General features: G+C 43.7%; 21 protein-coding genes. 16 read left to right on the top strand and 5 right to left on the bottom strand.

The genetic code is table 11. The annotated features are described in order from the left end of the window. Positions 1–211: 211 nt before the first annotated feature. Positions 212–922: a glutathione S-transferase family protein gene (locus K2P83_RS07485; protein ID WP_292927826.1), complete on the bottom strand. Its 711-nt coding sequence runs from the start codon at positions 920–922 to the stop codon at positions 212–214. 134 nt (positions 923–1,056) lie between these two features. Between K2P83_RS07485 and K2P83_RS07480 the strand changes: the two genes are divergently transcribed. Next, positions 1,057–1,416, top strand: a complete 360-nt coding sequence (locus tag K2P83_RS07480) for a helix-turn-helix domain-containing protein (RefSeq protein ID WP_292927824.1) — start codon at positions 1,057–1,059, stop codon at positions 1,414–1,416. A 66-nt stretch (positions 1,417–1,482) separates the two neighbouring features. On the opposite strand, the gene K2P83_RS07475 is transcribed toward K2P83_RS07480, so the two are convergent. The 4 genes from K2P83_RS07475 to K2P83_RS07455 all read right to left on the bottom strand — a co-directional run bounded on the left by K2P83_RS07475 (position 1,483) and on the right by K2P83_RS07455 (position 6,203). Continuing rightward, a complete protein-coding gene (locus K2P83_RS07475; RefSeq protein ID WP_292927822.1) occupies positions 1,483–2,856 on the bottom strand; it encodes an ammonium transporter in 1,374 nt (457 codons plus the stop codon). 318 nt (positions 2,857–3,174) lie between these two features. After that, complete coding sequence (locus tag K2P83_RS07470; protein ID WP_292927820.1) at positions 3,175–3,684, bottom strand: CNP1-like family protein; 510 nt, start codon at positions 3,682–3,684, stop codon at positions 3,175–3,177. After that, positions 3,681–5,669, bottom strand: a complete 1,989-nt coding sequence (locus tag K2P83_RS14315; protein ID WP_363279443.1) for a DUF3501 family protein — start codon at positions 5,667–5,669, stop codon at positions 3,681–3,683. Before K2P83_RS14315 ends, K2P83_RS07470 begins: the two co-directional genes overlap by 4 nt. 114 nt (positions 5,670–5,783) lie before the next feature. Further along, on the bottom strand, positions 5,784–6,203 hold the full coding sequence (locus K2P83_RS07455) for a rubrerythrin family protein (RefSeq protein ID WP_292927818.1): 420 nt from the start codon (positions 6,201–6,203) through the stop codon (positions 5,784–5,786). Between the two features lie 493 nt (positions 6,204–6,696). Here K2P83_RS07455 and K2P83_RS07450 point away from each other — a divergent pair, with 493 nt between their 5' ends. The 15 genes from K2P83_RS07450 (at position 6,697) to purF (ending at position 24,026) form a co-directional block, all read left to right on the top strand. After that, positions 6,697–7,845: an MFS transporter gene (locus K2P83_RS07450; protein WP_292927816.1), complete on the top strand. Its 1,149-nt coding sequence runs from the start codon at positions 6,697–6,699 to the stop codon at positions 7,843–7,845. A gap of 79 nt (positions 7,846–7,924) precedes the next feature. Beyond that, entirely contained in the window at positions 7,925–9,337 is a 1,413-nt protein-coding gene (gene leuC / locus K2P83_RS07445) for a 3-isopropylmalate dehydratase large subunit (protein WP_292927832.1), read from the top strand. Between the two features lie 8 nt (positions 9,338–9,345). After that, entirely contained in the window at positions 9,346–9,984 is a 639-nt protein-coding gene (leuD, locus tag K2P83_RS07440; protein ID WP_292927814.1) for a 3-isopropylmalate dehydratase small subunit, read from the top strand. Positions 9,985–10,010: 26 nt separating this feature from the next. Beyond that, positions 10,011–11,072, top strand: coding sequence for a 3-isopropylmalate dehydrogenase (gene leuB / locus K2P83_RS07435; RefSeq protein ID WP_292927830.1), 1,062 nt, complete (start codon positions 10,011–10,013; stop codon positions 11,070–11,072). 161 nt (positions 11,073–11,233) lie between these two features. Beyond that, the gene (gene asd / locus K2P83_RS07430) at positions 11,234–12,346 is read left to right on the top strand and encodes an aspartate-semialdehyde dehydrogenase (protein ID WP_292927812.1); all 1,113 of its coding nucleotides are present in this window, start codon (positions 11,234–11,236) and stop codon (positions 12,344–12,346) included. A gap of 317 nt (positions 12,347–12,663) precedes the next feature. After that, positions 12,664–15,051, top strand: a complete 2,388-nt coding sequence (locus tag K2P83_RS07425) for a FimV/HubP family polar landmark protein (protein WP_292927810.1) — start codon at positions 12,664–12,666, stop codon at positions 15,049–15,051. Positions 15,052–15,258: 207 nt separating this feature from the next. Next, complete coding sequence (truA, locus tag K2P83_RS07420; protein WP_292927808.1) at positions 15,259–16,056, top strand: tRNA pseudouridine(38-40) synthase TruA; 798 nt, start codon at positions 15,259–15,261, stop codon at positions 16,054–16,056. A gap of 25 nt (positions 16,057–16,081) precedes the next feature. Beyond that, positions 16,082–16,699: a phosphoribosylanthranilate isomerase gene (locus K2P83_RS07415; RefSeq protein WP_292927806.1), complete on the top strand. Its 618-nt coding sequence runs from the start codon at positions 16,082–16,084 to the stop codon at positions 16,697–16,699. Next, positions 16,696–17,895, top strand: coding sequence for a tryptophan synthase subunit beta (gene trpB, locus K2P83_RS07410; protein ID WP_292927804.1), 1,200 nt, complete (start codon positions 16,696–16,698; stop codon positions 17,893–17,895). The genes K2P83_RS07415 and trpB overlap by 4 nt, the downstream gene beginning before the upstream one ends. Before the next feature lie 127 nt (positions 17,896–18,022). Then, a complete protein-coding gene (gene trpA, locus K2P83_RS07405) occupies positions 18,023–18,823 on the top strand; it encodes a tryptophan synthase subunit alpha (RefSeq protein WP_292927828.1) in 801 nt (266 codons plus the stop codon). A gap of 36 nt (positions 18,824–18,859) precedes the next feature. Then, on the top strand, positions 18,860–19,738 hold the full coding sequence (gene accD, locus K2P83_RS07400; RefSeq protein WP_292927802.1) for an acetyl-CoA carboxylase, carboxyltransferase subunit beta: 879 nt from the start codon (positions 18,860–18,862) through the stop codon (positions 19,736–19,738). Between the two features lie 50 nt (positions 19,739–19,788). After that, positions 19,789–21,093, top strand: a complete 1,305-nt coding sequence (folC, locus tag K2P83_RS07395) for a bifunctional tetrahydrofolate synthase/dihydrofolate synthase (protein WP_292927800.1) — start codon at positions 19,789–19,791, stop codon at positions 21,091–21,093. Positions 21,094–21,109: 16 nt separating this feature from the next. Beyond that, positions 21,110–21,793 carry an SPOR domain-containing protein gene (locus tag K2P83_RS07390; RefSeq protein WP_292927798.1) on the top strand — a complete coding sequence of 228 codons (684 nt, stop codon included), beginning with the start codon at positions 21,110–21,112 and terminating at the stop codon, positions 21,791–21,793. A gap of 103 nt (positions 21,794–21,896) precedes the next feature. After that, the gene (locus K2P83_RS07385; protein WP_292927796.1) at positions 21,897–22,403 is read left to right on the top strand and encodes a CvpA family protein; all 507 of its coding nucleotides are present in this window, start codon (positions 21,897–21,899) and stop codon (positions 22,401–22,403) included. A gap of 102 nt (positions 22,404–22,505) precedes the next feature. Beyond that, complete coding sequence (purF, locus tag K2P83_RS07380) at positions 22,506–24,026, top strand: amidophosphoribosyltransferase (protein ID WP_292927795.1); 1,521 nt, start codon at positions 22,506–22,508, stop codon at positions 24,024–24,026. Positions 24,027–24,100 lie beyond the last annotated feature (74 nt).

Raw genomic sequence — 24,100 nt, 5'->3', positions numbered from 1 at the left:
AAAGATTGTATTACAATGAGGCATGGCCTGATTCTCCTATCTGGTTCAACAAGTTATGCGAAAACTTATTATACCAATTAGGCCTGAATCGGGCCGCAGTACTTGCTCGTTAACGGGACAGCAGTGATATTATTTCCTCGTTTCCATTTCTTCCTCCAGTTAAGATTATTTTTTTAACTGGAGTGTCCATGTCTATTGGACCACATCACTATCAATTGCTTTGCAAATCAGGATAAAACTCACGCCCGATTCGATCAACATAATTGACCAGATTGTCTTTGGCTAGGCCATATTCCTTCAACGGTGATTCAATGGGGCAGCCGATGATATTGATGAGCAACCCAAAAGCTGTGGTATCCAGCGTGGTGGGTTGGTCACCCAAGAAATAGGTTTTGTTGCCGAGGCTTGCAGATAACGCCTCCATATCCTGCTTGCCAAGTGCGAAGATTTCTTCAGCTTGGTGTCTACCGGTGCCATGACCCAAAATCTGCTGCTTGATTTTGCGGCGCCAGCCACTAGCGACAATGTCGCGGATAATGGGCGGTAATTTGCCAAAAATCGCTTGTTTATTGACTTGCCAATTTTCATCCGTATATTGCCAGCGCGAATAGAGCGCAGCCCAAAATAAATGTTCTTCAAGTAAACGCTGCATGGCAACCGATAGGGCTAATTTATCTTCTGGCAGTCCTTTATCCAGGTCTTTATAAGTTGATTTGAGATGTGTGATGATAAAACGCGAATCACCCAAGGCTTGGCCATTATCTTCGATGTAGGGCAGTTTTCCCTTGGGTGCGCCTAAAGGAAGCGCTGGTTTAATTTCATATTCAATTTCCGCCATGCGCAAGTAGGTTTCTATTTTGCAACAGAAAGGACTTAAATTTGGAATACCCCAAGTGCGTTCAAACTGGTAAAGTTTTAGCATGTCAGCTCCTTATTAGTAATAATTTCAATGCTACTTGTATAGTGCAAGTTACTTTATATTATAAACTTGTTAATTGCAAGCTAGTGTATTACATTACGATTATTCTGTTATTTTTCAAGTAAGGTTTTTGGCGTATGACGGACAATTCGAACAAAACTATCTTTGAACGATCGCATTGCCCAATTGCTTGCGCGCTTGATCAGTTGGGGGATAAGTGGTCTTTGCTGATTATCCGTGATCTGTTGTTGGGGAAAAGGCGATACCAAGAGTTTCTGACATCGCCGGAACAAATCGCTACAAATATTCTGGCAGATCGATTGAAAAATCTCGAATCTGCCGGGATTATCGTGCAATATGCATATCAGCAAAAGCCGGTGCGCTTCGAATATGAATTAACCCAAAAGGGAGGGGATTTGCGGCCGGTATTAGAAGCTTTAGTCAATTGGGGGAAAGTTTATTATCCCGGCGCCACCGTTTTTAAATCTCATGAATAGTGATCACTTACCTTAGATAATAACCCCCCCGCTGCAAGCAGCGGAGGGGTTAAACTTGAAGAACTATTAACTCTGTGATTCTGGTTTTGCCTCAGTATTTTGCGTCGGTGCTGCCGCAACTCTACTTTCCAGAGTCAAGATGCGGGATTCCAGTCTTGCCACCAATGCTTTGGTTTCTGGTGATTCAACTGGGGCTTGTGGTTTAGCGGCACGGGTTTCCAGAACTTCAACGCGCGTTTGTAATTGCTCCGGCAAGTTCTCTTTTTCAGGACCGGCAAGGTGTGTAAATTCCACGCTATCTTCATAAGGCTCGCGCGTGGTACCGGTCGCTTTGACGATGGCACCGGCAATTAGCCCGCCAGTAATGGCGATGATAAGGGTAATCATGATGCCGTTGAATTGCGCAATGGCAATATCCGGCACAAAGAAGAAAGCACTAAGGCCGCCTATTAATCCAGGCATACCGTGCAAGTTATGCACGCCACAGGTATCAACGAGTTTAAATCGGGATTCCAATACTGGCTGGAGGAAAACATAACCTAAAACAGAAACCGTGCCAGCCAGCAAACCAATGCCAAATGCGCCGGTTGGAGATACCACATCGCATAATGAACCGATAGCTACACCACCCGCCAATGCCGCATTAGCCATATCGACCATGGAGGTTTTGCCGTTGTGCAGTTTGGAACTGAGGAAATAGGTAGCAATCGTCGCGCCGGAGAGTGCCAGTAATGTATTGACGACCGTTTGCGGCATATTTTCTAAAGGTACTAGTGCCGTGGCAAAACTTGGCCAGAATATCCAAAGCACCATGGAACCTAACATGGCAAAGCGATCGGAGGTGTGATCCGATTCGATCGGCTTGCTGCGCTGGTAAGCTGTGGTGAGCACGATGGACATACTTAATCCAAAATAGGCACCAAATGCATGAATAACAATGGAACCGGCTGAATCCTTAAATCCGGTGGTATAGCCAATCGCATCATCAAGTACGAGCCACTCATTCAATAGATAAAGCGGAACGACTAAAAGCGCGAGCAATGCGTATTGAAAAACACGCAGACGTCCTAGTACAGCACCCATAGCGATTAATGCCGTGGCGACTGATAATTCAGCAAATAGCAACGAATCCAACGTGTGCGGTGATAACTGGTGACCAAAGATGCCGTTCGCACGTAACAGGATGTAGAGCGGAAGTCCAACGGCGACGACGAGATAAGTGCCAGTTACAGCACCAAACCCATAGCGGCGGACAAATACCATGAGAAAACCGAAACCGACCAGAAGCATGGTCAGGATATTGATAATGTAATTATACTTTGCAACTACTTGTGCTTCACTCACAACAGCGGCTACTTCACTAGCGCTGACCCAACTGCTGAAACCTAGGAGAAACAGCCCCACTACATTTAGTAGTGTCAAGCAAAAGCCTTTGTTCATATGATTCTTCCTTATTTTGGTTATTTGGGATATTTCTGGGGAAACACTGTTTAATACTTGGTAGAAACTTCAGTGACCAATATGGTTACATTAATCGATTACTATGTTCTATGGCGAGACCTTTAGAACGTGTTTTAATTTGAATGCAGATCAAATCCCCGGTCAAGAGTTTGAACTCTAATTACCATAAAAACAATAGGGTCTAGCCAGATTGTTGATTATATTTGTGGTGAGACTTGCGTGCGAGCAAGAGTAATCTCTGATAAAAACTGGTGCCTAAATGGGGTTTACCTTATTGGCAATAGAACGATTGCTCCGCTAACGGAATATGTTTCGATGCATGCCTACTTTCAAAGCCTGGATGGCTTCTTCAGTGGTGCTTACAATTTGCTGATGGGGACAAAAGATATTTTTGGATAGTTCTCGTTGTGCATAAAATTGCCGGACAAAGTCGAGTTTCTGCCATTCCGATACGCGAGGTTGTGTCCAGGTTTTATCATTCCGGCCTAATGCATACACTTTTCTTTCTCTAGTAGCGCAACGGATGCCTTCATAACTGACATTCAAGGCGCCTGCAGAGGATTTGATAATTAGGCTAAAGCGGATGACACCATCTTCACCTATTTTGATGGAGGTTGTGTCAACGAAATATTTGTTACCGCTGACAGCACCTGCATCGAATGCCATCAAATTTTTCTCATCCGGGTAAGCGGGGAGTTGTGTCAGTTGTTCAATCCAGGGTTTGTCGCTTTCAAATTCGTCTTTGAATGCTGGCTTAGCGCAAGCAAACAAAAACAAAACACAAATCAGCGTAAGTGCTCGTTTCATGCAACGGATAAATCATTGACTAGTGATGCGCGAATGCTGGCATCCACGGCATCTATTGTTGCTTGATAGGCTGGGTGATCAACGCCCATGCTTAATGGCGCGCCTTGCTGGAGTGATTGGATCATTTCAGGGGTGAGCTCAAAACGCAGGAAATGAACGGACGAGGTTTTTTCGCTGGTTTCCCGTTCCAGATCTTCATCAGCAATCGCGTACACGGGCGCATGCCCGGCAATTTTGACCCACACTTTATCCTCAATGCCTACCATCGTAGCCAATTTGGCTGCACGCACCGTTGGGTCAGGGTATTCAATCATCATGGTGGCTTTCCAGTTATGTCCATCTGGAATCAATGGCGTATAAGTTTCAAGCTCGTGTACGATTTCTTCTTCCTGAAAAATACGTTCTACGTGCAACATTTCCTGAATTTGATAACGAACGGTCAATTCATCTTCAAAGATCAGCGTAATATTTTCTCCCAGCGCGATTTTGCGTGTTTTCTTATGTGCCATCACTTGTGCGCGGAAATCTTTGCGTATTTTGGCATATACTTCCAATGTCAGCAGGTTGTCACGGGTTATTGGCGTCATGTGTTTTTTACCGGGTTGTGTGATAGGTGTGACTGATAAGTTGGATTCGGCTGGTGACTGAAGATCGGTATCAATGCCATAAGCCATATGCAATAAAGTGAGCGGGTGTAATTTTTGCGCTTTACTCTCGCCTATGCCTTGTTCGATATGCCGTGCGGCGATGGCGCAATCTGAACTGATGTAATCCGGATCTGATGCAGCCATTTGTTTAAAAACCGGCCGGCCAATTTTCATCGAATCGGCGAAGTGCTCGCTTTTTACACCCCAGGTGCCGTCATGGCCTGAGCAGCGTTCTACGACGTTGATTGTTGTATCGGGTATCAGTTGCAGAATATCGCGAGTCTTTTTGCCAATATTTTGCACGCGTTGATGGCAAGGGATATGGTAAGCCACATTTCCCAGCGGTTTTTTGAAATCTGTTTTAAGTAAATTGTCTTGGTTTCTTAATGCCAGATATTCAAATGGATCGAACGTGGCGGCAGCAACGGCTTGAACATCCTCATCATCTGGAAATAGCAACGGCAATTCTTGCTTGTACATCAATGTACAGGAGGGCACGGCGGAGAGAATGGCATAGCCCGCTTGAGTCAGTTTCAGTAAGTGGGGAATATTTTCATTTTTGAGTTTTTCCACTGCTTCCAGATCACCCAATTCCAGTTTCGGCATGCCGCAACAGGCTTCTTTTTCCACCAGACAGGCTGGAATTTCATTATGTTCCAGTATTTTTAGTAAATCGTGGCCGATGCCCGGTTCGTTATAATTGATATAGCAGGTGGCATAAATAGCGACTTTTCCTAGTGTGCGTGCACCATCTTTTACTGGGAAAGTATCGTTGGGTGTAGCGTTCTCGCGGAATTTTTTGGCCGTGTATTCAGGCAATTTTCTATCGGCATGAATTCCCAGCATGCTGTCCATCAACTTCCGGGTAACCGGAGTTTTGTTAATGGTATTTACGGTTTGAACCACCACGGGAATAGTGGCAAGCTTACCCATCAAATCAGTGCTGGAGAGCAATTTGTCACGAAAACCGGCGCCCTGACTTTTATATTTGGCTGCTTTGGCGCGTAACATCAGATGCGGAAAATCAATGTTCCACTCATGCGGCGGCACATAAGGACATTTGGTCATGAAGCACATATCGCAAAGATAGCAACGATCGACCACTTCCCAGTATTGGTTTTTGTTGACGCTATCCAGCTCGCCGGTAGTGCTTTCATCAATCAAATCAAACAAGCGTGGAAAAGCGGTGCAAAGATTGACGCAACGGCGGCATCCCTGGCAAATATCGAAAACGCGCTCCATTTCCTGATTCAGACTGGCTTCGTTATAAAAATCAGGATTTTTCCAGTCAATGGGATGACGTTTCGGTGCTTCCAGACTGCCTTCACGAGTAGACATAAACGGGTTTCAGCGAGTAGAAAATTTATTCGATTAAAGGATGGGGTTTAACCAACGAATAGTTAGATAAACCCCAATGACTCTATGCAATAAGCGATCGTATCGTGTAACGAATTAATCGGCTAAGCTATCGAGTGCGCGTTGAAAGCGATTGGCATGCGAGCGTTCAGCTTTGGCCAGCGTTTCAAACCAGTCAGCGATTTCGTCAAACCCTTCATCGCGCGCTATTTTTGCCATGCCTGGATACATGTCGGTGTATTCGTGCGTTTCACCTGCAATGGCTGTTTTCAGATTGTCGCGGGAAGCTCCAAATGGCATGCCGGTAGCCGGGTCGCCACAGTTTTCCAGATATTCCAGGTGGCCATGCGCGTGACCGGTTTCACCTTCAGCGGTAGACCGGAATACAGCAGCTACGTCATTTTGTCCTTCTACGTCGGCCTTAGCTGCGAAATATAAATAACGGCGGTTAGCTTGAGATTCGCCGGCAAAAGCGGCTTTCAGGTTTCCTTCTGTTTTAGATCCTTTTAGTCCCATCATTTTCTCCTTTTTAGATTAACGAATTATTGTATTTGATAAAGATGAAAAAAATGTATTTACGTATCGCACAAAACTTTGATTAACTGAGAAACGCGGGCGTGAGGTGATGATTCTGCATCTTGCCAAAGTTTTCTTCAATCTAATCAGAGCATGGCGAGTGCGTGACAATACAAAATCCAATCCGTGCAAGGAGACTATCGAAGGGCTTGTGGATTGTCAACTGTCTGGGCGTAGAACAAGTAAACTTTCGGGCTAGTAGCGAAAGGTCTGCGGTGTTTTATTAAGGCATTTGATGGAGGCGTATCGAATTGGTTGCCGCTTGCTTCTCTTAGCTGCATGGAAGGCGAGAATTCTAGTAAAATTGATCCTTCTAGGCAGTTGTCCTCAGTACACCCAGTGAGTATTCGGTATTCAATTTGTAATTTCACCTAACAAACAACATTTAATCAACAATTTTTTAGTTTAATCACTGCGTCAATTAGCTCACTTTATGCGATCATTTCCTTATTGGCGCCTTTCCGGTTTTTATTTCTTTTACTTTGCGGTGATCGGCGCATTTGCGCCGTATTGGAGCTTGTATTTGCAATCCCTTGGATTTAGTGCGCTGCAAATCGGCGTATTAATGTCATTGCTATTGTTTACCCGGATTTTCTCGCCAGCTGCCTGGGGGTGGTTGGCCGATCATATGGGGAAGCGCGTTCGAGTTGTGCAGATTGCTGCTGCAAGTGGATTATTAAGTTTTTGTGGTTTCTTCCTGGGTGAATCGTTTGCCTGGGTATTTTTTGTTATGTTGGCAATGAGTTTCTTCTGGAGCGCGTCATTGCCAATCATGGAGGCAATTACCTTGTCGCATCTGGGCGAGCGCACCGATAAATACGGGCGTATTCGTTCCTGGGGCTCTGTCGGATTTATTCTGGCGGTGGTCGGTATCGGTTATTTCTTGCAAAGCGTGGAAATTATCTGGTTACTTTGGATTATTCTGGGATTAAAGTTTGGTATTTTGATTTTTTCTTATCAAATTCCTGAGAAGGAAATCATCAACTATACCGCGGGACTGCATACGGTACGGCAGATCTGCCTGCGCCCGGAAGTCACGGCTTTTTTGATCGCCAGTTTATTGATGTTGTTTGCGCATGGCGCTTACTATACATTTTTCTCAATCTATCTGGTTGAACATGGCTATGACAAAGGATTTGTCGGATGGTTATGGGCTACCGGCGTTATCTGTGAAATCGGTATTTTTTTTATTATGCCGTGGCTGATGCGGCATTTCAGTTTAAAGCACATATTAATTTTTAGCTTTGCCTGCGCTATTCTACGTTTTCTGCTGATAGGGCAGGGTGTCGAATGGCCGCTAATTATTATTTTTGCACAAGTTTTACATGCCGCAACTTATGGCGCGCATCATATTGCGGCCATGATGGTGATCCATCAATTTTTTCATGGCCGTCATCAAGCGAAAGGTCAAGCGATTTATACCAGCATTGCTTATGGACTGGGCGGTGCCTTGGGAGCAATTTCTAGCGGTTATACCTGGGATTGGCTGGGAGCAGAGACCACTTTCTTTATCAGTGCTGCCGCGGCGTTAACCGGCATGATCTTAATCGCATGGAAAATGAAACCATTCAGTCATCAATAGATTGTGCTGCGTATAGTTTGTTGAATCAGTAAACTTTATGGGATAATCGCAGGCTAATTAAAAATTTTAAACTTGTATGATGCAAACGTTATACGACAAGCTGTGGAATCAACATGTGGTTCATACTGAAGCGGCCGAGTCGGTCAGTATGGCATTGATCTATATTGATCGCCATTTAGTGCATGAGGTGACCAGTCCGCAAGCATTCGAAAGTTTGAAGCTGGCAGGACGGAAGCCTTGGCGCCTTGATTCTATCTTGGCCGTTGCAGACCATAATGTTCCAACGACCGATCGCAGTCATGGCATACATGACCCCATTTCCCGTTTGCAAGTCGATACCTTGGATCAGAATTGCGATGAACTGGGGATTACCGAATTTAAAATGCAGGATTTGCGCCAAGGTATTGTGCATGTCATTGGCCCTGAACAAGGCGCCACATTGCCCGGCATGACAGTTGTTTGTGGCGATTCACATACCAGTACGCACGGTGCTTTTGGTTGCTTGGCATTTGGTATCGGCACTTCAGAGGTTGAACATGTATTAGCAACACAGTGCCTATTGATGAAAAAAGCCAAAGCCATGCGTATTTCTGTTGAAGGCAAATTGGGGTTGGGAGTTACCGCTAAAGATATCGCTTTGGCAATCATAGGCGAAATCGGTACTGCTGGGGGCACGGGTTATGCGATCGAATTTACTGGCAGCGCCATCCGGGCGCTATCTATGGAAGGGCGCATGACACTGTGTAATATGGCGATTGAAGCCGGTGCGCGGGCTGGTATGGTGGCTGTTGATGATACAACGATTAATTACATTCAAGGACGGCCTTTTGCACCCAAAGGTGAGTTATGGGATAGGGCGGTTGCGTATTGGCGCACACTGCAAAGTGATGCCGATGCGGTTTTCGACCGGACAGTCGCTTTAGATGCTGCACAAATCAAACCCCAGGTTACTTGGGGGACTTCCCCTGAAATGGTGACCACAATCGATGGCACGGTGCCGGATCCTTCTCTCGTTACTGATGAAGTGAAGCGCCATGATATGCAACAAGCGTTGAATTATATGGGGCTAGTTGCCAATACACCGATTCGGCAGATTACCCTCGACAAAATATTTATTGGTTCTTGCACCAATTCACGCATTGAAGATTTGAGGGCAGCTGCACAAATCGTTAAAGGAAAACGCATAGCATCGACTATTAAGCTGGCGCTGGTTGTACCCGGCTCGGGTTTGGTCAAGAAACAAGCCGAGCAAGAAGGGCTGGACCGGATTTTTCTCACCGCCGGGTTTGAGTGGCGTGAGCCCGGCTGTTCCATGTGTCTAGCAATGAATGATGATCGGCTGACTGCCGGTGAACGCTGCGCTTCTACTTCAAATCGAAATTTTGAAGGCAGGCAAGGACCCGGCGGCCGAACACATTTGGTTAGCCCGGCAATGGCTGCAGCGGCCGCAATTGCCGGTCATTTTGTCGATGTGCGTGAAATAAGCGAGTAACCTAATCAATGGAAAAATTTCATACTTTTACTGGTTTGGTGGCACCTCTGGATCGTGCTAATGTCGATACCGATGCGATCATTCCAAAGCAGTTTCTTAAATCGATCAAACGCTCGGGCTTTGGTCAAAACCTGTTTGATGAATGGCGCTATCTGGATCATGGAGAGCCCGGTATGGATCCGGCGCAGCGCCAACCGAATCCGGAATTCGTGTTGAATCAACCGCGTTATCTAGGTGCGCAGATACTATTGGCGCGAGCAAATTTTGGTTGCGGATCGAGCCGCGAACATGCGCCGTGGTCACTTCAGGATTATGGTTTTCGTGTCATCATCGCCCCCAGTTTTGCCGATATATTTTTTAACAATTGTTTCAAGATTGGTTTATTACCGATCATTCTTGACGCGGCGGTACTGGATCGTTTGTTTGAAGCAGTCAAATCAACGGAAGGATACAGCCTTACGGTAGATTTACAGAAACAAACAGTGACTACGCCAAACAATGAGGAATTTAACTTTGACAGCGATACTTTTCGTAAACATTGTCTATTGAATGGCTTGGATGAAATTGGATTGACGTTGCAACAGACAGAAATAATCAAACAATTTGAACAAAAACGGCGCGATACGCAGCCGTGGCTGTTTATGTGAATGACATTGCTGAAAGTTAGGATATGATGAAAATTGCTGTTTTAGCGGGCGACGGTATCGGACCGGAAATCGTAGCGCAAGCCGTGCGTGTGTTGAATGCTTTAAAATCCGATGGTCTGTCAATTGAGTTGGAATATGGATTGATTGGGGGATGTGCTGTTGATGCAAGCGGAGAGCCGTATCCTGACGTAACGCATCGATTAGCGAGTCAGGCAGACGCGATTCTGCTGGGTGCGGTAGGCGGCCCTCAATATGATACATTGCCGCGCCAACAACGTCCCGAACGCGGCTTGCTTGCTATTCGTAAGGAGCTGAACTTATTTGCTAATCTTAGGCCGGCGATACTTTACCCGGAACTGGCTAATGCTTCCAGCTTGAAATATGACGTAGTTGCCGGACTCGATATCATGATCGTGCGCGAACTGACTGGCGATATTTATTTTGGTGAACCGCGCGGTATTGAAAGGCGTGACGGGCAACGTGTCGGATTCAACACGATGATCTACAGTGAAGCAGAAATCCGGCGCATTGCGCATGTGGCTTTTCGGGCAGCCAGTAAACGGCAGGGTAAGTTATGCTCCGTCGATAAAATGAATGTGCTGGAATGTACGCAATTATGGCGCGATGTTGTTATTGAAGTATCCAAAGAATACCCGCAAGTGACGCTTTCGCATATGCTGGTCGATAATGCTGCCATGCAATTGGTTCGTAATCCCAAACAGTTTGATGTGATTGTAACCGGGAACATGTTTGGCGATATATTGTCCGACGAAGCTTCGATGTTGACGGGTTCGATTGGAATGCTGCCTTCTGCTTCTCTGGATGAAAATAATAAGGGTTTGTACGAGCCGATTCATGGTTCGGCACCTGATCTTGCCGGGAAGGATCTAGCTAATCCGCTTGCAACCATACTTTCAGTTGCCATGATGTTGCGCTATACGTTTAATCAGGAGGAAGCTGCGCTTCGAATAGAAGACGCGATTAAGAAAGTATTGGCGTTGGGCTTCAGAACAAAAGATATAGATGAGCCGGGTATGAAATCTGTTGGTACGCATGCAATGGGCGATGCCGTTCTGTCATTTCTGTGAATTGAAATGATTCTAAACGGTAAATTTTATTTAAGGGTGGATTGAATTAAGGTGGAATTAGTGCATTAAATCATTTGTTATACATTTATAAAGTAAGCTAATATTTACAAAAATGTTTTTAATAGTTAACCGATTGTCAATTTTAGGATAAGAGATAAGCAATGAAACAAGTTGGTTTTGTTGGCTGGCGAGGCATGGTCGGCTCCGTACTAATGCAGAGAATGCGAGAAGAGGAAGATTTTTCGCTGATAGATCCTGTTTTTTTTACAACATCACAAAAAGGTGGTGCGGGTCCTGAAATTGGCAAGGAAATTCCATTCTTAAAAGATGCCTTTGATATCAATCAGCTCAGTGCAATGGATGTCATTATTTCCTGTCAGGGTGGTGATTATACTAATCAAATTGTCAAGCAGTTGCGTCAATCCGGGTGGCAAGGCTATTGGATAGATGCGGCATCTGCATTGCGCATGGAAGATGATGCGGTCATCATATTGGATCCGGTTAATATGCCTGTGATCAAACAAGCATTGCACAATGGCGTGAGAAACTATATTGGTGGTAATTGTACGGTAAGCTTGATGTTAATGGCTGTTGGTGGTCTTTTTGATAAAGGGTTGGTGGAATGGATGAGCGCCATGACTTATCAGGCGGCATCAGGTGCGGGGGCCAAAAACATGCGGGAATTACTCCAGCAAATGGGTGAAGCGCATAGGGTGGCAAAAGATTTACTGGATGATCCTGCTTCAAATATTCTCGATATAGATCGGGAAGTTGCAGGTACTTTACGTAATAATAAATTTCCGACAGAAAATTTTGGTGTGCCATTGGCAGGTAGTTTGATTCCTTGGATTGATAAAGAAGTAGCTAATGGACAGAGTCGTGAAGAATGGAAAGGTCAAGCAGAGACCAATAAAATTCTCGGCAGCAGTAACCGGCAAATTCCTGTTGATGGTATCTGCGTGCGTGTCGGTGCGATGCGATGCCATAGTCAGGCTTTGACGATCAAATTAAAACAAGATGTGCCATTAGATGAAATTGAAGAAATTATAGCTGGCTCGAATGATTGGGTGCAGATTGTTCCCAATGAAAGAGCAGCAACGACCTCAAGATTAACACCCACAGCAGTAACAGGATCTCTATCGATACCTGTAGGACGTATGCGGAAACTGGCGATGGGTGGAGAATATTTGTCTGTTTTTACAGTAGGTGATCAATTGCTCTGGGGTGCTGCAGAGCCGCTACGGAGAATGTTGCGTATACTGATTGAGCATTAAGTGTGTTCACTGACTCGTTCACTTAAAGATTTTAGCTGATGATTGGTTTGTTTAATATGAATTAGTCTGTAATTTAAAGCATAATCGCAGCTTGCGTGATTACGCTACAATGCTAGCCTTTCGATATTTATTTTCACAAAACCAGAGAGGGTACTTCGGTGTATAAAACATCTTTTAGAGTAAGCTTGTTTGTAATCATTCTGATGTTGCCATGCGCTGTTATTCAGGCGGCTGGACTCGGTAAATTAACACTCAATTCAGCATTGGGACAACCCCTGAATGCTGAAATTGATATCGTAACCACCAGCAGTGATGAAGTGCAATCTCTAAAAGCCAGTATCGCAACGCGAGAGGCATATACGCAAGCTGGTATTAGCTATGAGTCTATCCTGTCGTCTGTAAAAGCTTCGATAGAGTCAAGAATCAATGGCATTCCCTATATCAAGCTGACTTCGCCACAAGCTGTTAATGATCCCTTCTTAATGATATTGATGGAGCTGAATTGGGCTTCAGGGCGTATATTGCGTGAATATACCGTTTTGCTTGATCCGATTGAAGCAAATACACAGAATCTTGCTGCGGCGAATAGCAATACTGCCCCGATGATAACAGCAACAAGACTAGATGCTGGGGGATCTTCTGATATCAAAAAAAATAAGCAAGCGGCAAGCTCATCTAAATCGAACAATGGTTCCTCTAGTCAAACGAAGAAAACATATGGGCCGGTGAACCGGGGAGATACTTTATCTTCAATTGCCCGTCAGGTTTTACCGGCGGGGGTTGATCTTAATCAGATGCTTGTGGCACTTTATCGCGCGAATCGTGACGCCTTCATTGCTGACAATATGAATTTGCTCAGAGCTGGTGTCGTTCTAAAGATACCCGAGAAAAGTGAGATATCAGCCATTGATACATCAGCAGCAAAGGCTGAAATCAGGACACAGATTGGGGATTGGCGTAATTATCAAGGAAAATTGGCGACGATCAGCAGAGAATCACCAGCATCTCACACAATAAGTCAGTCGGATCAAGGTCAAATCGCGACCAGTATTGATAGAAAATCTATGGCAGCATCTGGGACCCCTAAAGAAGTTTTGAAACTATCAAGTGGCGCTCAATTGCTTGATAAAGATGATCAGATTGCTGAATCTACGTTAGTAGATCGTCTCCGGATGATGGAAGAAGATGCTATCGCACGCAATCTTGCTTTGCAGGAAGCCAATCAGCGTGTGGCGATGCTGGAAAAAAGCATTGAAAATATGAAGCAATTATTGGAATTGAAGGATTCTGTTTTAGCTCAAGCACAAATTAAAGCGGAGTCTGTTACAAGACAACCAGAGGTGCGTCCACCAGTGACGGTTAACGCGTTAACTGAAAAAGATCCAATGCTGGGTATGGACTCTCCGCAGGTGCAAGAAACTCCGGTAATTCAACCCGCCACTGAATCTATACAGAATACAACAATTAATCCATCGCAATCACCTGAAACCACGGAACGATCATTGACCGATCAATTATTCGACTATATTGAATATATTGGTGCTGCCTTGACTTTGGTATCGTTACTCACTTTGTTGATTCTTAAGCGGCGTCGAGATCAGTTAAAAGAAGATTTGGAAGAGAATGATACAACGAAAGAAGACTTTTCTTCCTCGATGCGATCGAGGATGGCATCAATGGCAACTGCTCAGACTGCAGTGTCTCCGGCTGATACAAAGCAATTTGTATCAGGGGAAGTGGAGGATGATTTAACTTATGAGAACATCAATGCTTATCCTGAAACAGAAGAGCAGGTTGAGGTCTTTGATAAAGAAGATATTTCTTACGAAGAAGATGAGCATGTCGAGAAATCTGACTCAAACATAGCATCTATTTCTGAGTCTCGGTTTGAAGATGAGTTGTTGCCAGATAATTCACAACAGGATGCTGAAGTAGATCTAAAAGAAGATTTTGAGGAAGATTATAGCCAATTCACCGATTCTTCACAGACGCGCGGTTCCGCTGAATCTGCCAATGAAATAGATTTTGATTTGAGCGATGAAATCGATAAAGACAAAAAGAATTTAGCTTCAAATGAAATTTTTTCAACAGAAAGCTCTGTGGAAGAAGGCACTGAATTCCCGGATGATTCGGAGAGTTTGGAAGAAGCCAATGTTTCCGATTATGCATTGGATATTAATTTTGATGAAACAGAGCAGCCTTTAGATGCTGTAAATTCCAATGATAAAGCTGTAGAGAAGAATATTGAGGGGATGGATATTGATCTTACTGATTCAGAAATTGATTTGACGGAAGAAGAATCTGTAAGTGAAATTGAAGTTCCCAGAATTAATGATGAGTTTAGTTCTTTTGATAGTGATGCAGAAAAACCCGGCTTAACGGTTAAACCTGTGGAAGTTGATCAATCTCAGGAGATTGCACCGGATACGGCGGAATCAGAGCCATTGTCTAAGATGCCCGAGTTGGAATTGGCCGATATTAATTTGGATCTTGAAGATACCAATCCGGTGGACGAGAAAGTTGAAAAAGCGGATTTAAATGATACGGGTGAGGAATGGCAGGAAATTGAAACCAAACTCGATTTGGCAAAAGCTTATCTTGAAATGGATGATAAAGAAGGTGCCAAAGAAATGCTTGAAGAAATAATACGCGACGGTGATACAAAACAACAGAAAGCTGCGAAGAAAATGCTGAAAAGCCTTTAACAAGCGCTAAGAAACTATTTGCATTGCCGCTGCCGGTGTTATTAACAAGCTCAAAATGGTCATTCATCATAAATACACTGCGCTTTTTCGCCTGGTTTTGCCTAGCATCGGCTTCCTCGAGTCGTTTTTCAAAGGCCTTTTAACGATATCTATTGGTTACATTGCAAGATTGGACATTGGTCAATTTGGAATGGCGGGTTTTTCTTCGTGCGGATAGTGCTAATCTTAGAATATGACGGCAGCCGGTATTGCGGATGGCAGAGTCAACCGGCAGGTTGTTCGATTCAGGATGTGCTTGAAACAGCCTTGTCTCAGATAGCAAAAGAAGCAATTCGCGTCATTGCAGCTGGACGTACCGATGCGGGAGTTCATGCACTTTATCAAGTGGTGCATTTTGATACGCTTGCGCAACGGCCTATCAGTGCATGGATACGTGGTGTGAATGCGCTATTGCCAGGGGACATAGCGATACTGTGGGCAACCGAAGTATCAGATGAGTTTCATTCAAGATACAGTGCAATAGAGCGACGTTACATTTACTTACTATTGAATCACCCAGTTCGACCGGGCGTTCATGATAAAAAAGTCGGATGGTATCATCAGCCGCTTGCTTTGGAGAAAATGCAAACTGCAGGTAATATCTTAGTCGGTGAACATGACTTTTCCTCGTTTAGATCGGCCGAGTGTCAGGCAAAATCCCCTATTAGAACAATGACACGATTGAATATCTCCCGTCAGGGAAATTTATTGATTTTTGATTTGCGAGCAAATGCATTCCTGCAGCACATGGTGAGAAATATTATCGGTTGCCTTGTATATATCGGTAAAGGAAAGTATTCTGCTGAATGGATGTATGAATTGCTGGTAAGTCGTAATCGGATATACGCGGCCTCAACTTTTTCTCCTGCAGGACTATACTTGGCGGGTGTAAAATATGACTACGGCTGGCGCATGCCGGAATTAGCTGGAGTGCCAATTATTCCAGGGCTATTCATGCGAAATTAAGGACCCAAGAAAGTTTATTGATATTATGTCAGTCCGTGTAAAAGTATGTGGGATCACCCGCTGTGAAGATGCGCAAGCAGCAGTTCAATTAGGTGTCGACGCAATTGGTTTTGTTTTCTGGCAGCAAAGCACACGTTATATTGATCCGGATTCGGCACGCCGGATTGCTACAGATATACCGCCTTTTGTTTGTGCCGTTGGTGTTTATGTTGATCCCGATGCCGCATGGGTTGAAGAAACCAGCAGAGTTGCTAAATTAAATCTGCTCCAATTTCATGGTGATGAAACACCGGAGTTTTGTAATCAATTTTCTCTGCCTTATATTAAGGCGATTAGAGTCAGACAAGACACGGATTTGCTACAATACGCTGAAAGATATAGGACTGCAAAAGCTTTATTGCTGGACACTTATGCTGCAGATATGCCTGGTGGTACCGGACATACTTTTAATTGGCAGCTTATTCCGCAATATCTTCCATTGCCACTTATTCTTTCTGGTGGTTTAAATTCAGATAATGTGACAATGGCTATTCAGCAAACTCAACCGTGGGCGGTTGATGTTTCAAGTGGCGTGGAAGCTTCAAAGGGTATTAAAGATAAGAAAAAAATTTTTGCTTTCATGCAAGGAGTTAAACAATTTTGAGTGCTTACGATCTCCCCAATAAGAATGGTCACTTTGGACCTTACGGAGGCATATTTGTTGCTGAAACATTAATTTCGGCACTGGAGGATTTACGCAAGCAGTATGAATTTTATCGTGATGATCCGGATTTTCAGGCAGAGTTTGCCTATGAGTTAAAACATTATGTAGGGCGCCCCAGTCCAATCTATCATGCGAAAAGATGGTCTGAGCATTTGGGCGGTGCGCAAATACTGTTGAAACGTGAAGATTTGAATCATACCGGTGCACATAAAATCAACAATACAATCGGACAAGCATTGCTTGCCCGGCGCATGGGAAAGAAACGCGTCATTGCTGAAACAGGTGCCGGTCAGCATGGTGTGGCCAGTGCGACAGTGGCTGCGCGTTATGGGATGGAATGCGTTGTTTATATGGGTTCTGAAGATGTTAGGCGGCAAGCAACCAATGTCTATCGCATGAAACTCTTGGGTGCAACAGTGGTGCCGGTAGAGTCGGGATCTCGAACATTAAAAGATGCGTTAAATGAGGCCATGCGTGACTGGGTTACTAATGTGGAGGACACTTTTTATATCATTGGCACAGTCGCCGGACCGCACCCCTATCCGATGATGGTCAGAGATTTTCAGGCGATTATAGGAACAGAGGCCAAGGTTCAGATGCAAGAGGATTTCAATAGGCAACCGGATGCGCTCATTGCTTGTGTCGGTGGGGGATCAAATGCAATCGGGTTATTCTATCCGTATATTGATGATGTGAATGTCCGGTTGGTTGGTGTAGAAGCAGCGGGAAAAGGTATTGATACCAACCAGCATGCAGCGACCTTATCAACGGGTAGGCCAGGAGTGTTACATGGAAACCGTACCTATCTCATCCAGGATGAAAACGGTCAGATTATTGAGACACATTCTATATCAGCAGGTCTTGATTACCCCGGCGTTGGGCCGGAACATGCTTGGCTGAAAGATTGCGGGCGTGCAGAATATGTTGCAATTACCGATGATGAAGCACTTGAAGCATTTCATACGCTCTGTCGTTATGAAGGCATAATGCCAGCGTTGGAATCAAGCCATGCTCTGGCTTATGCTGCTAAATATGCGCCTACATTGCCGAAAGACAAATTGCTGTTGGTTAATTTATCCGGTCGCGGTGACAAGGATATGGCGACTGTTGCGCAAATGTCCGGGTTAACGCTTTAGCATTTCAATAATCAGTGTTGTGCATGTGTATTTTTCAGAAAAGAATTGAGAGCGGATTGAGCCGATGAGCCTAGATAGTTTTAAGAATTTAATGAATTTTTTTAGTGGACAAGAGGATACTAAAAAAATAAATCGTATTGCGAAAACATTTGCTGCATTAATAAAACAAAATCGAAAAGCTTTAATTCCCTTTATCACGGCTGGCGATCCCAGTCCGGAAATCACGGTACAGTTAATGCACCAGCTCGTTCAATCAGGTGCTGACATCATAGAGTTAGGCATACCCTTTTCAGATCCGATGGCTGATGGACCTACGATACAGAGATCTTCGGAGCGTGCTTTAAAACATCATGTGAGTCTAAATGGTGTTCTGGATATGGTGGCCGAATTCAGAAAAACGGATACGGATACACCCGTTGTTTTGATGGGATATGCAAATCCTATTGAAGCATTGGGTTATGAATTGTTTGCAGTCAAAGCAAGTACGTGTGGTATCGATGGTATTCTAATCGTTGATTATCCGCCAGAAGAATCCGGTGAGTGGGTGCAATGCTTGGATCAGCACGGAATTGATGCAATCTTCTTGCTATCTCCCACAACACCTCAGGAACGTATTGAACAAGTAGCAAAAATGGCGAAAGGCTATATTTATTATGTTTCGTTAAAGGGTGTAACCGGCGCATCACACCTTGATCTTCAGGATGTGAGTGTGATGTTGAAGCAACTGCGCCAGTATATTTCGCTACCGATTGGCGTTGGGTTTGGTATTCGTGATGGAGTAACGGCTAAAGCAGTGGCCGGTTTGGCGGACGCTGTGGTAGTTGGTAGCCGAATTATAGAAGAAATTGAGAAATCAAATGGCGAGGAGCTACTACATAATGTAGGAAATTTGTTAAATACGTTACGCAAGGCCATCGATGAAAATTAAAACAATATTCAATCTACAGTTTAGGAAACGATACTCATGAGTTGGTTTCAGAATATTATTCCACCAAAAATTAAAAGAAAAGAAACCGGCGAAAAGAAAATTGTTCCAGAAGGCTTGTGGAGTAAATGTAGCACCTGTGAAGCCGTTTTATATTACACAGATTTGGTTAAGAATCTGAATGTTTGTCCTAAATGCGATTATCATAATCGTATTTCAGCAAGAAATCGTCTTGATTTGTTGCTTGATCCTGATGGGCGGAATGAGATTGGTGCTGAGGTAATTGCAACTGACGCGCTTAAATTTAAAGACAGTAAACGCTATGTAGATCGATTAGCGCAAGCAAAGGAGAATACTGATGAAGATGATTCTTTGGTTGTAATGCAAGGAACCATCAAGACTGTCCCGGTAGTCGTCGCAGTATTTGAATTTGGTTTCATGGGCGGTTCGATGGGCTCTGTTGTCGGTGAGCGTTTTGTACGTGGTGTTAAAACCTGCATTAATCAGCATTTGCCATTTATATGTTTTAGTGCCAGTGGCGGCGCACGTATGCAGGAAGGTTTGTTTTCACTCATGCAGATGGCTAAAACAACCGCTGCCCTAACTCGGTTAAGCCATAACAAATTACCTTTTATCTCCGTATTGACAGATCCGACCATGGGGGGTGTTTCAGCAAGCTTCGCCTTTATTGGTGATGTAGTCATTGCAGAGCCCGGTGCACTTATCGGGTTTGCTGGTCCTCGCGTTATTGAGCAGACGGTGCGTCAAACACTTCCCGAAGGCTTTCAGCGAGCTGAATTCTTATTGCAGCATGGCGCGATTGATATGATTGTGGATCGAAGACAAATGCGCGATAAGCTTGTCAATCTTTGTACACAGCTGATGCGTGTGCCTGCACCCATATCTTTGTTAAAGTAGCCCATACTTCAATATTTTGCTATTGTAGGATAACTAGTGGTTCATATTACATGAATGCACCAAGTAGAGAATCTGACTCACTCGTCGACTGGTTAACTTATCTTGAAGCACTCCATCCCAAAACCATTGAAATGGGATTGGATCGTGTGAATCAGGTCAAGCTGCAACTTGGACTGGCACCTAAATTTCCAATTATTCTAGTGGGTGGTACAAATGGAAAAGGTTCAGTGTGTGCGATGCTTGAATCGATATTGTGTTGTGCTGGTTATCAAGTAGGTTGCTATACTTCACCCCATTTACTTCGTTACAACGAGCGCGTGCGTATCGACAAAAAAGAGGTTGATGATGAAAGATTCTGCAACGCATTTGCGAAAATTAATGCCGTAAGAAAAAATTGCCAGACTTCTTTAACATTTTTTGAATTTGGCACGTTGGCTGCGATGTATTTGTTTATTCAGGATGAAGTTGATGTGGCAATTTTGGAAGTCGGTCTGGGTGGTCGTCTTGATGCAGTCAATATATTTGATGCGGATTGTTCAATTTTAACCAGCATTGATCTAGATCATATGGAGTACCTTGGAGATACGAGGGAAAAGATAGGATTTGAGAAAGCCGCGATTTTTAGAAAAAACAAACCGGCTATTTGTGCGGAAACTGATCTACCCGATTCGGTTAATCAGCAAGTTGAAAATATTGGTGCAAGTTTTTATCAATTTGCAAAAGCATTTGGTTTTTCTAAGAAAGATACACAATGGGATTACTGGGGGCCGAGAGGGTGGCGGTATTCTTTGCCTTTACCCGCTTTGCGCGGTGAGAAACAATTGAAAAACGCGAGTACTTGCTTGGTCGCACTGGATTCGCTAAATGAATTGTTGCCTGTCAGTATGAATGACGTACGTCAGGGATTAACTGAAGCGGTCATAACGGGCCGGTTTCAGGTTGTTTCAACGCAACCCATGATAATCCTGGATGTGGCACACAATCCGGCTGCAGCTTCTGTTTTGTCTGAAAATTTAGCTGCGACAAAACCGACTGGTCATACCTATGCAGTATTTGCTATGTTGCAAGATAAAGATATTTTTGGAGTGATTCAGGAATTAAAAAATGATATTGATTTCTGGCTGGTATCATCTATTTATACGCCTCGTACTGCTACTGCTGATTATTTAATTGATGAGATTCATAAAGCCGGTATTTCAAATAATAAGAATGTCATTTATAAGTTTTCGGATTGTGTGGCGGCTTTTGTTTTTGCCTGTGAACAAGCAACTAAAAATGATAGAATCTGCATATTCGGATCTTTCTATACGGTGGGTGACGTGTTGCGTTATTTAAACACGCTGCAAAGCAAGTAATAATTGGATATTTCAAATGACTAAAAATATCAGTGAGGAAGAATTATTACTACGAAAGCGCGCGAGAAGACGTTTGGTTGGCGCTATCATTCTAGTTCTCATTTCGGTAACTGTGTTGCCGATTATTTTTGATGAGCCAAAATCGGAGAATGAGAAGCATGAAATTGCTATTAATTTACCAATACCCAATCAAAACGACAGGAATAGTTTTGCACCTAAAGCAGAACCAGTTGGCCGAGAATATATTCATGGCGTAGATGTATTATCCGAATCACAGAGCAAGCCTAAAGGTACGCCGCATAATGCCGAGGAAGGCATCGAAGTAGCCGGTGAGCAGAAACGTATTCCGATTCCGGGCATTAAACCGAAAATTGATAAACATCCCATTGAAGTAAAAAATACTGCTGCTGCAAATATTACAGCAGCAGTCGCGGTGGCAACGCCTGCTATTACAGCGGCAGATACGACAAAGAAGGGGTTTGTCGTACAGCTAGGTGCATTTTCTGATCAATTAAAGGCAAAGCAACAACAGGAAAATTTGGCATCAAATGGATTTAAGGCATATACGGAAACGCTTAAAATCGATAATAATGAAGTGACGCGTGTGCGCATTGGACCTTTTACGGCACGAAGCGTTGCGGAGAATGAAATAAAAAAGCTTAAGAAAATCGGCCTGGATGGGGTGGTGGTGCCAAGATGATTGTGAAGTTTGATGAGTATCTAGGTAGGCTACTACCTCTCTCAACTCTTGAGTAACTTTAATTTAAAATGCTTAATCACAAGAACTGTATCAATTCTAGCCAATGACTGTTTTTGATTATGTTGTATCCGGTATTTTTCTTGTATCGATAGTTCTAAGTATAATTCGAGGATTTGTTCGCGAAGCATTGTCTGTTGCTGGCTGGATTGTTGCTTTTATAGTAGCTAGTGCGTATGCATCATTTTTTGAACAATTTCTACCTACGGAATTAACTGGTGAAACACTCCGTATTTCTATTGCATTTGTTTTAGCATTTCTTTCTGTATTGCTTATTACAGCCCTGGCGACCATGATGTTGTCTGTTTTAATTAAAGGTATTGGATTAGGGTTTATAGATCGATTACTTGGTTCTGTATTCGGCTTTATCAGAGCACTTGTTATTGTAATGTTACTGGTTCTGATCGCTGGATTAACAACGGTTCCTAATCAAGTATTCTGGCAGCAAGCTGTATTAAGCCGTCCACTGGAAGCGATAGCAATACAAATTTTACCTTGGTTGCCTAGTGATCTGTCAAAGCGCATCAGCTACGAAAGAAAACAAAATTCTTAATATGCTTCACTACGCTCTCATTGTATAGTTATGATTCCATTTGTTAAATATTTTCAATCCACATCTTTAAGCTGATTAGAGCAAATCTTACGGAGTATTTCTATGTGTGGAATTCTCGGCATTGTTGCAAAATCGCCAGCTAATCAATTGCTTTATGATGGTTTATTAATGCTGCAGCATCGTGGTCAAGATGCAAGTGGTATCGTAACTGCACGAGGCAATACTTTTCATATGCACAAAGGCCTTGGATTGGTGCGTGATGTGTTTCGTACCCGGGATATGCGAGCGTTAGCAGGTAATATCGGTATTGGTCATGTGCGCTATCCCACAGCCGGGTCTGCCAATTCCTCAGCTGAGGCACAACCTTTTTATGTGAATTCACCTTTTGGTATTGTACTGAGCCATAATGGAAATTTGACGAATGCGGAGGAACTTAGCCAGGAGTTGTTTAGGGCAGACTTAAGGCATGTCAACACCAACTCAGATACTGAAGTTCTGCTGAATGTTCTCGCACATGAACTACAAGAAAGCACGCGTAATTGCCAGCTTGATCCTGCCACAATCTTTACTGCTGTATCGGGCGTACATAAACGTTGCAAAGGTGCCTATGCTGTTATAGCCATGATTGCCGGATACGGGTTGTTAGCTTTCCGCGATCCCTATGGCATACGTCCGCTAGTTTTTGGTACGGTTGAAAGTGAAAATGGGCACGAGTACCTGATTGCATCAGAAAGTGTTGCTCTCGATACATTGGGCTTTAAACTGATACGCGATGTGGCACCAGGAGAAGCTATTTTCATTGATGAAGCTGGAAATTTTTACAATAAACAATGTGCAACCAATTATTCGCTAAATCCTTGTATTTTTGAATATGTATACCTAGCTCGGCCTGATTCCGTGATCGATGGTATTTCGGTCTATGAAACACGATTGAATATGGGCGAGCATCTCGCTGAAAAGATCAGAAAATCAATGCATCATCTGGATATTGATGTGGTAATTCCGATACCTGACTCAAGCCGACCGAGTGCCTTGCAACTCGCCAATCAATTGGGGGTTAATTTTCGTGAAGGTTTTGTTAAGAATCGTTATGTTGGTCGTACCTTTATCATGCCAGGCCAACAACAACGACGTAAATCAGTGCGTCAGAAACTCAATGCAATCGGTATAGAATTCCGTGGCAAAAATGTTTTGCTGGTTGATGATTCGATTGTACGCGGCACGACAAGTCGTGAGATTGTGCAGATGGCGCGTGAGGCTGGCGCACATAAAATTTATTTTGCGTCTGCAGCCCCCCCAGTGAGATATCCCAATGTGTACGGTATAGATATGCCAACGCGCCAAGAATTAATTGCAACCGATCGCGATACAGAGGAAATTTGCCGTGAAATTGGTGCCGATTACCTGATCTATCAGGATCTGGAAGCACTTAGCCGGGCTATCTCGAAAATATCTCCCACCGTAAGAAATTTTGAGACTTCATGCTTTGATGGAAACTATATCACAGGCGATATAACAGCAGAATATTTACGCACCATTGAGTTACAACGAAATTCCAGTCAATCTTTTTTGCAAACCAGATCCAATTCACAACTTGATTTAAGTTTGGTTTTTTCTGATTAATAATTTCTGTTTAAATTGGATGAATTACGTTTTTCTATGCGTACAACAATCAGGTCAATAGTAGTAAATACTAT

This window comes from Nitrosomonas sp. (assembly GCF_019752415.1).
Taxonomy (GTDB): Bacteria; Pseudomonadota; Gammaproteobacteria; order Burkholderiales; family Nitrosomonadaceae; genus Nitrosomonas.
Note: the sequence above shows the minus strand (reverse complement) of the source record. Positions and strands in the feature narration are given on the sequence as shown.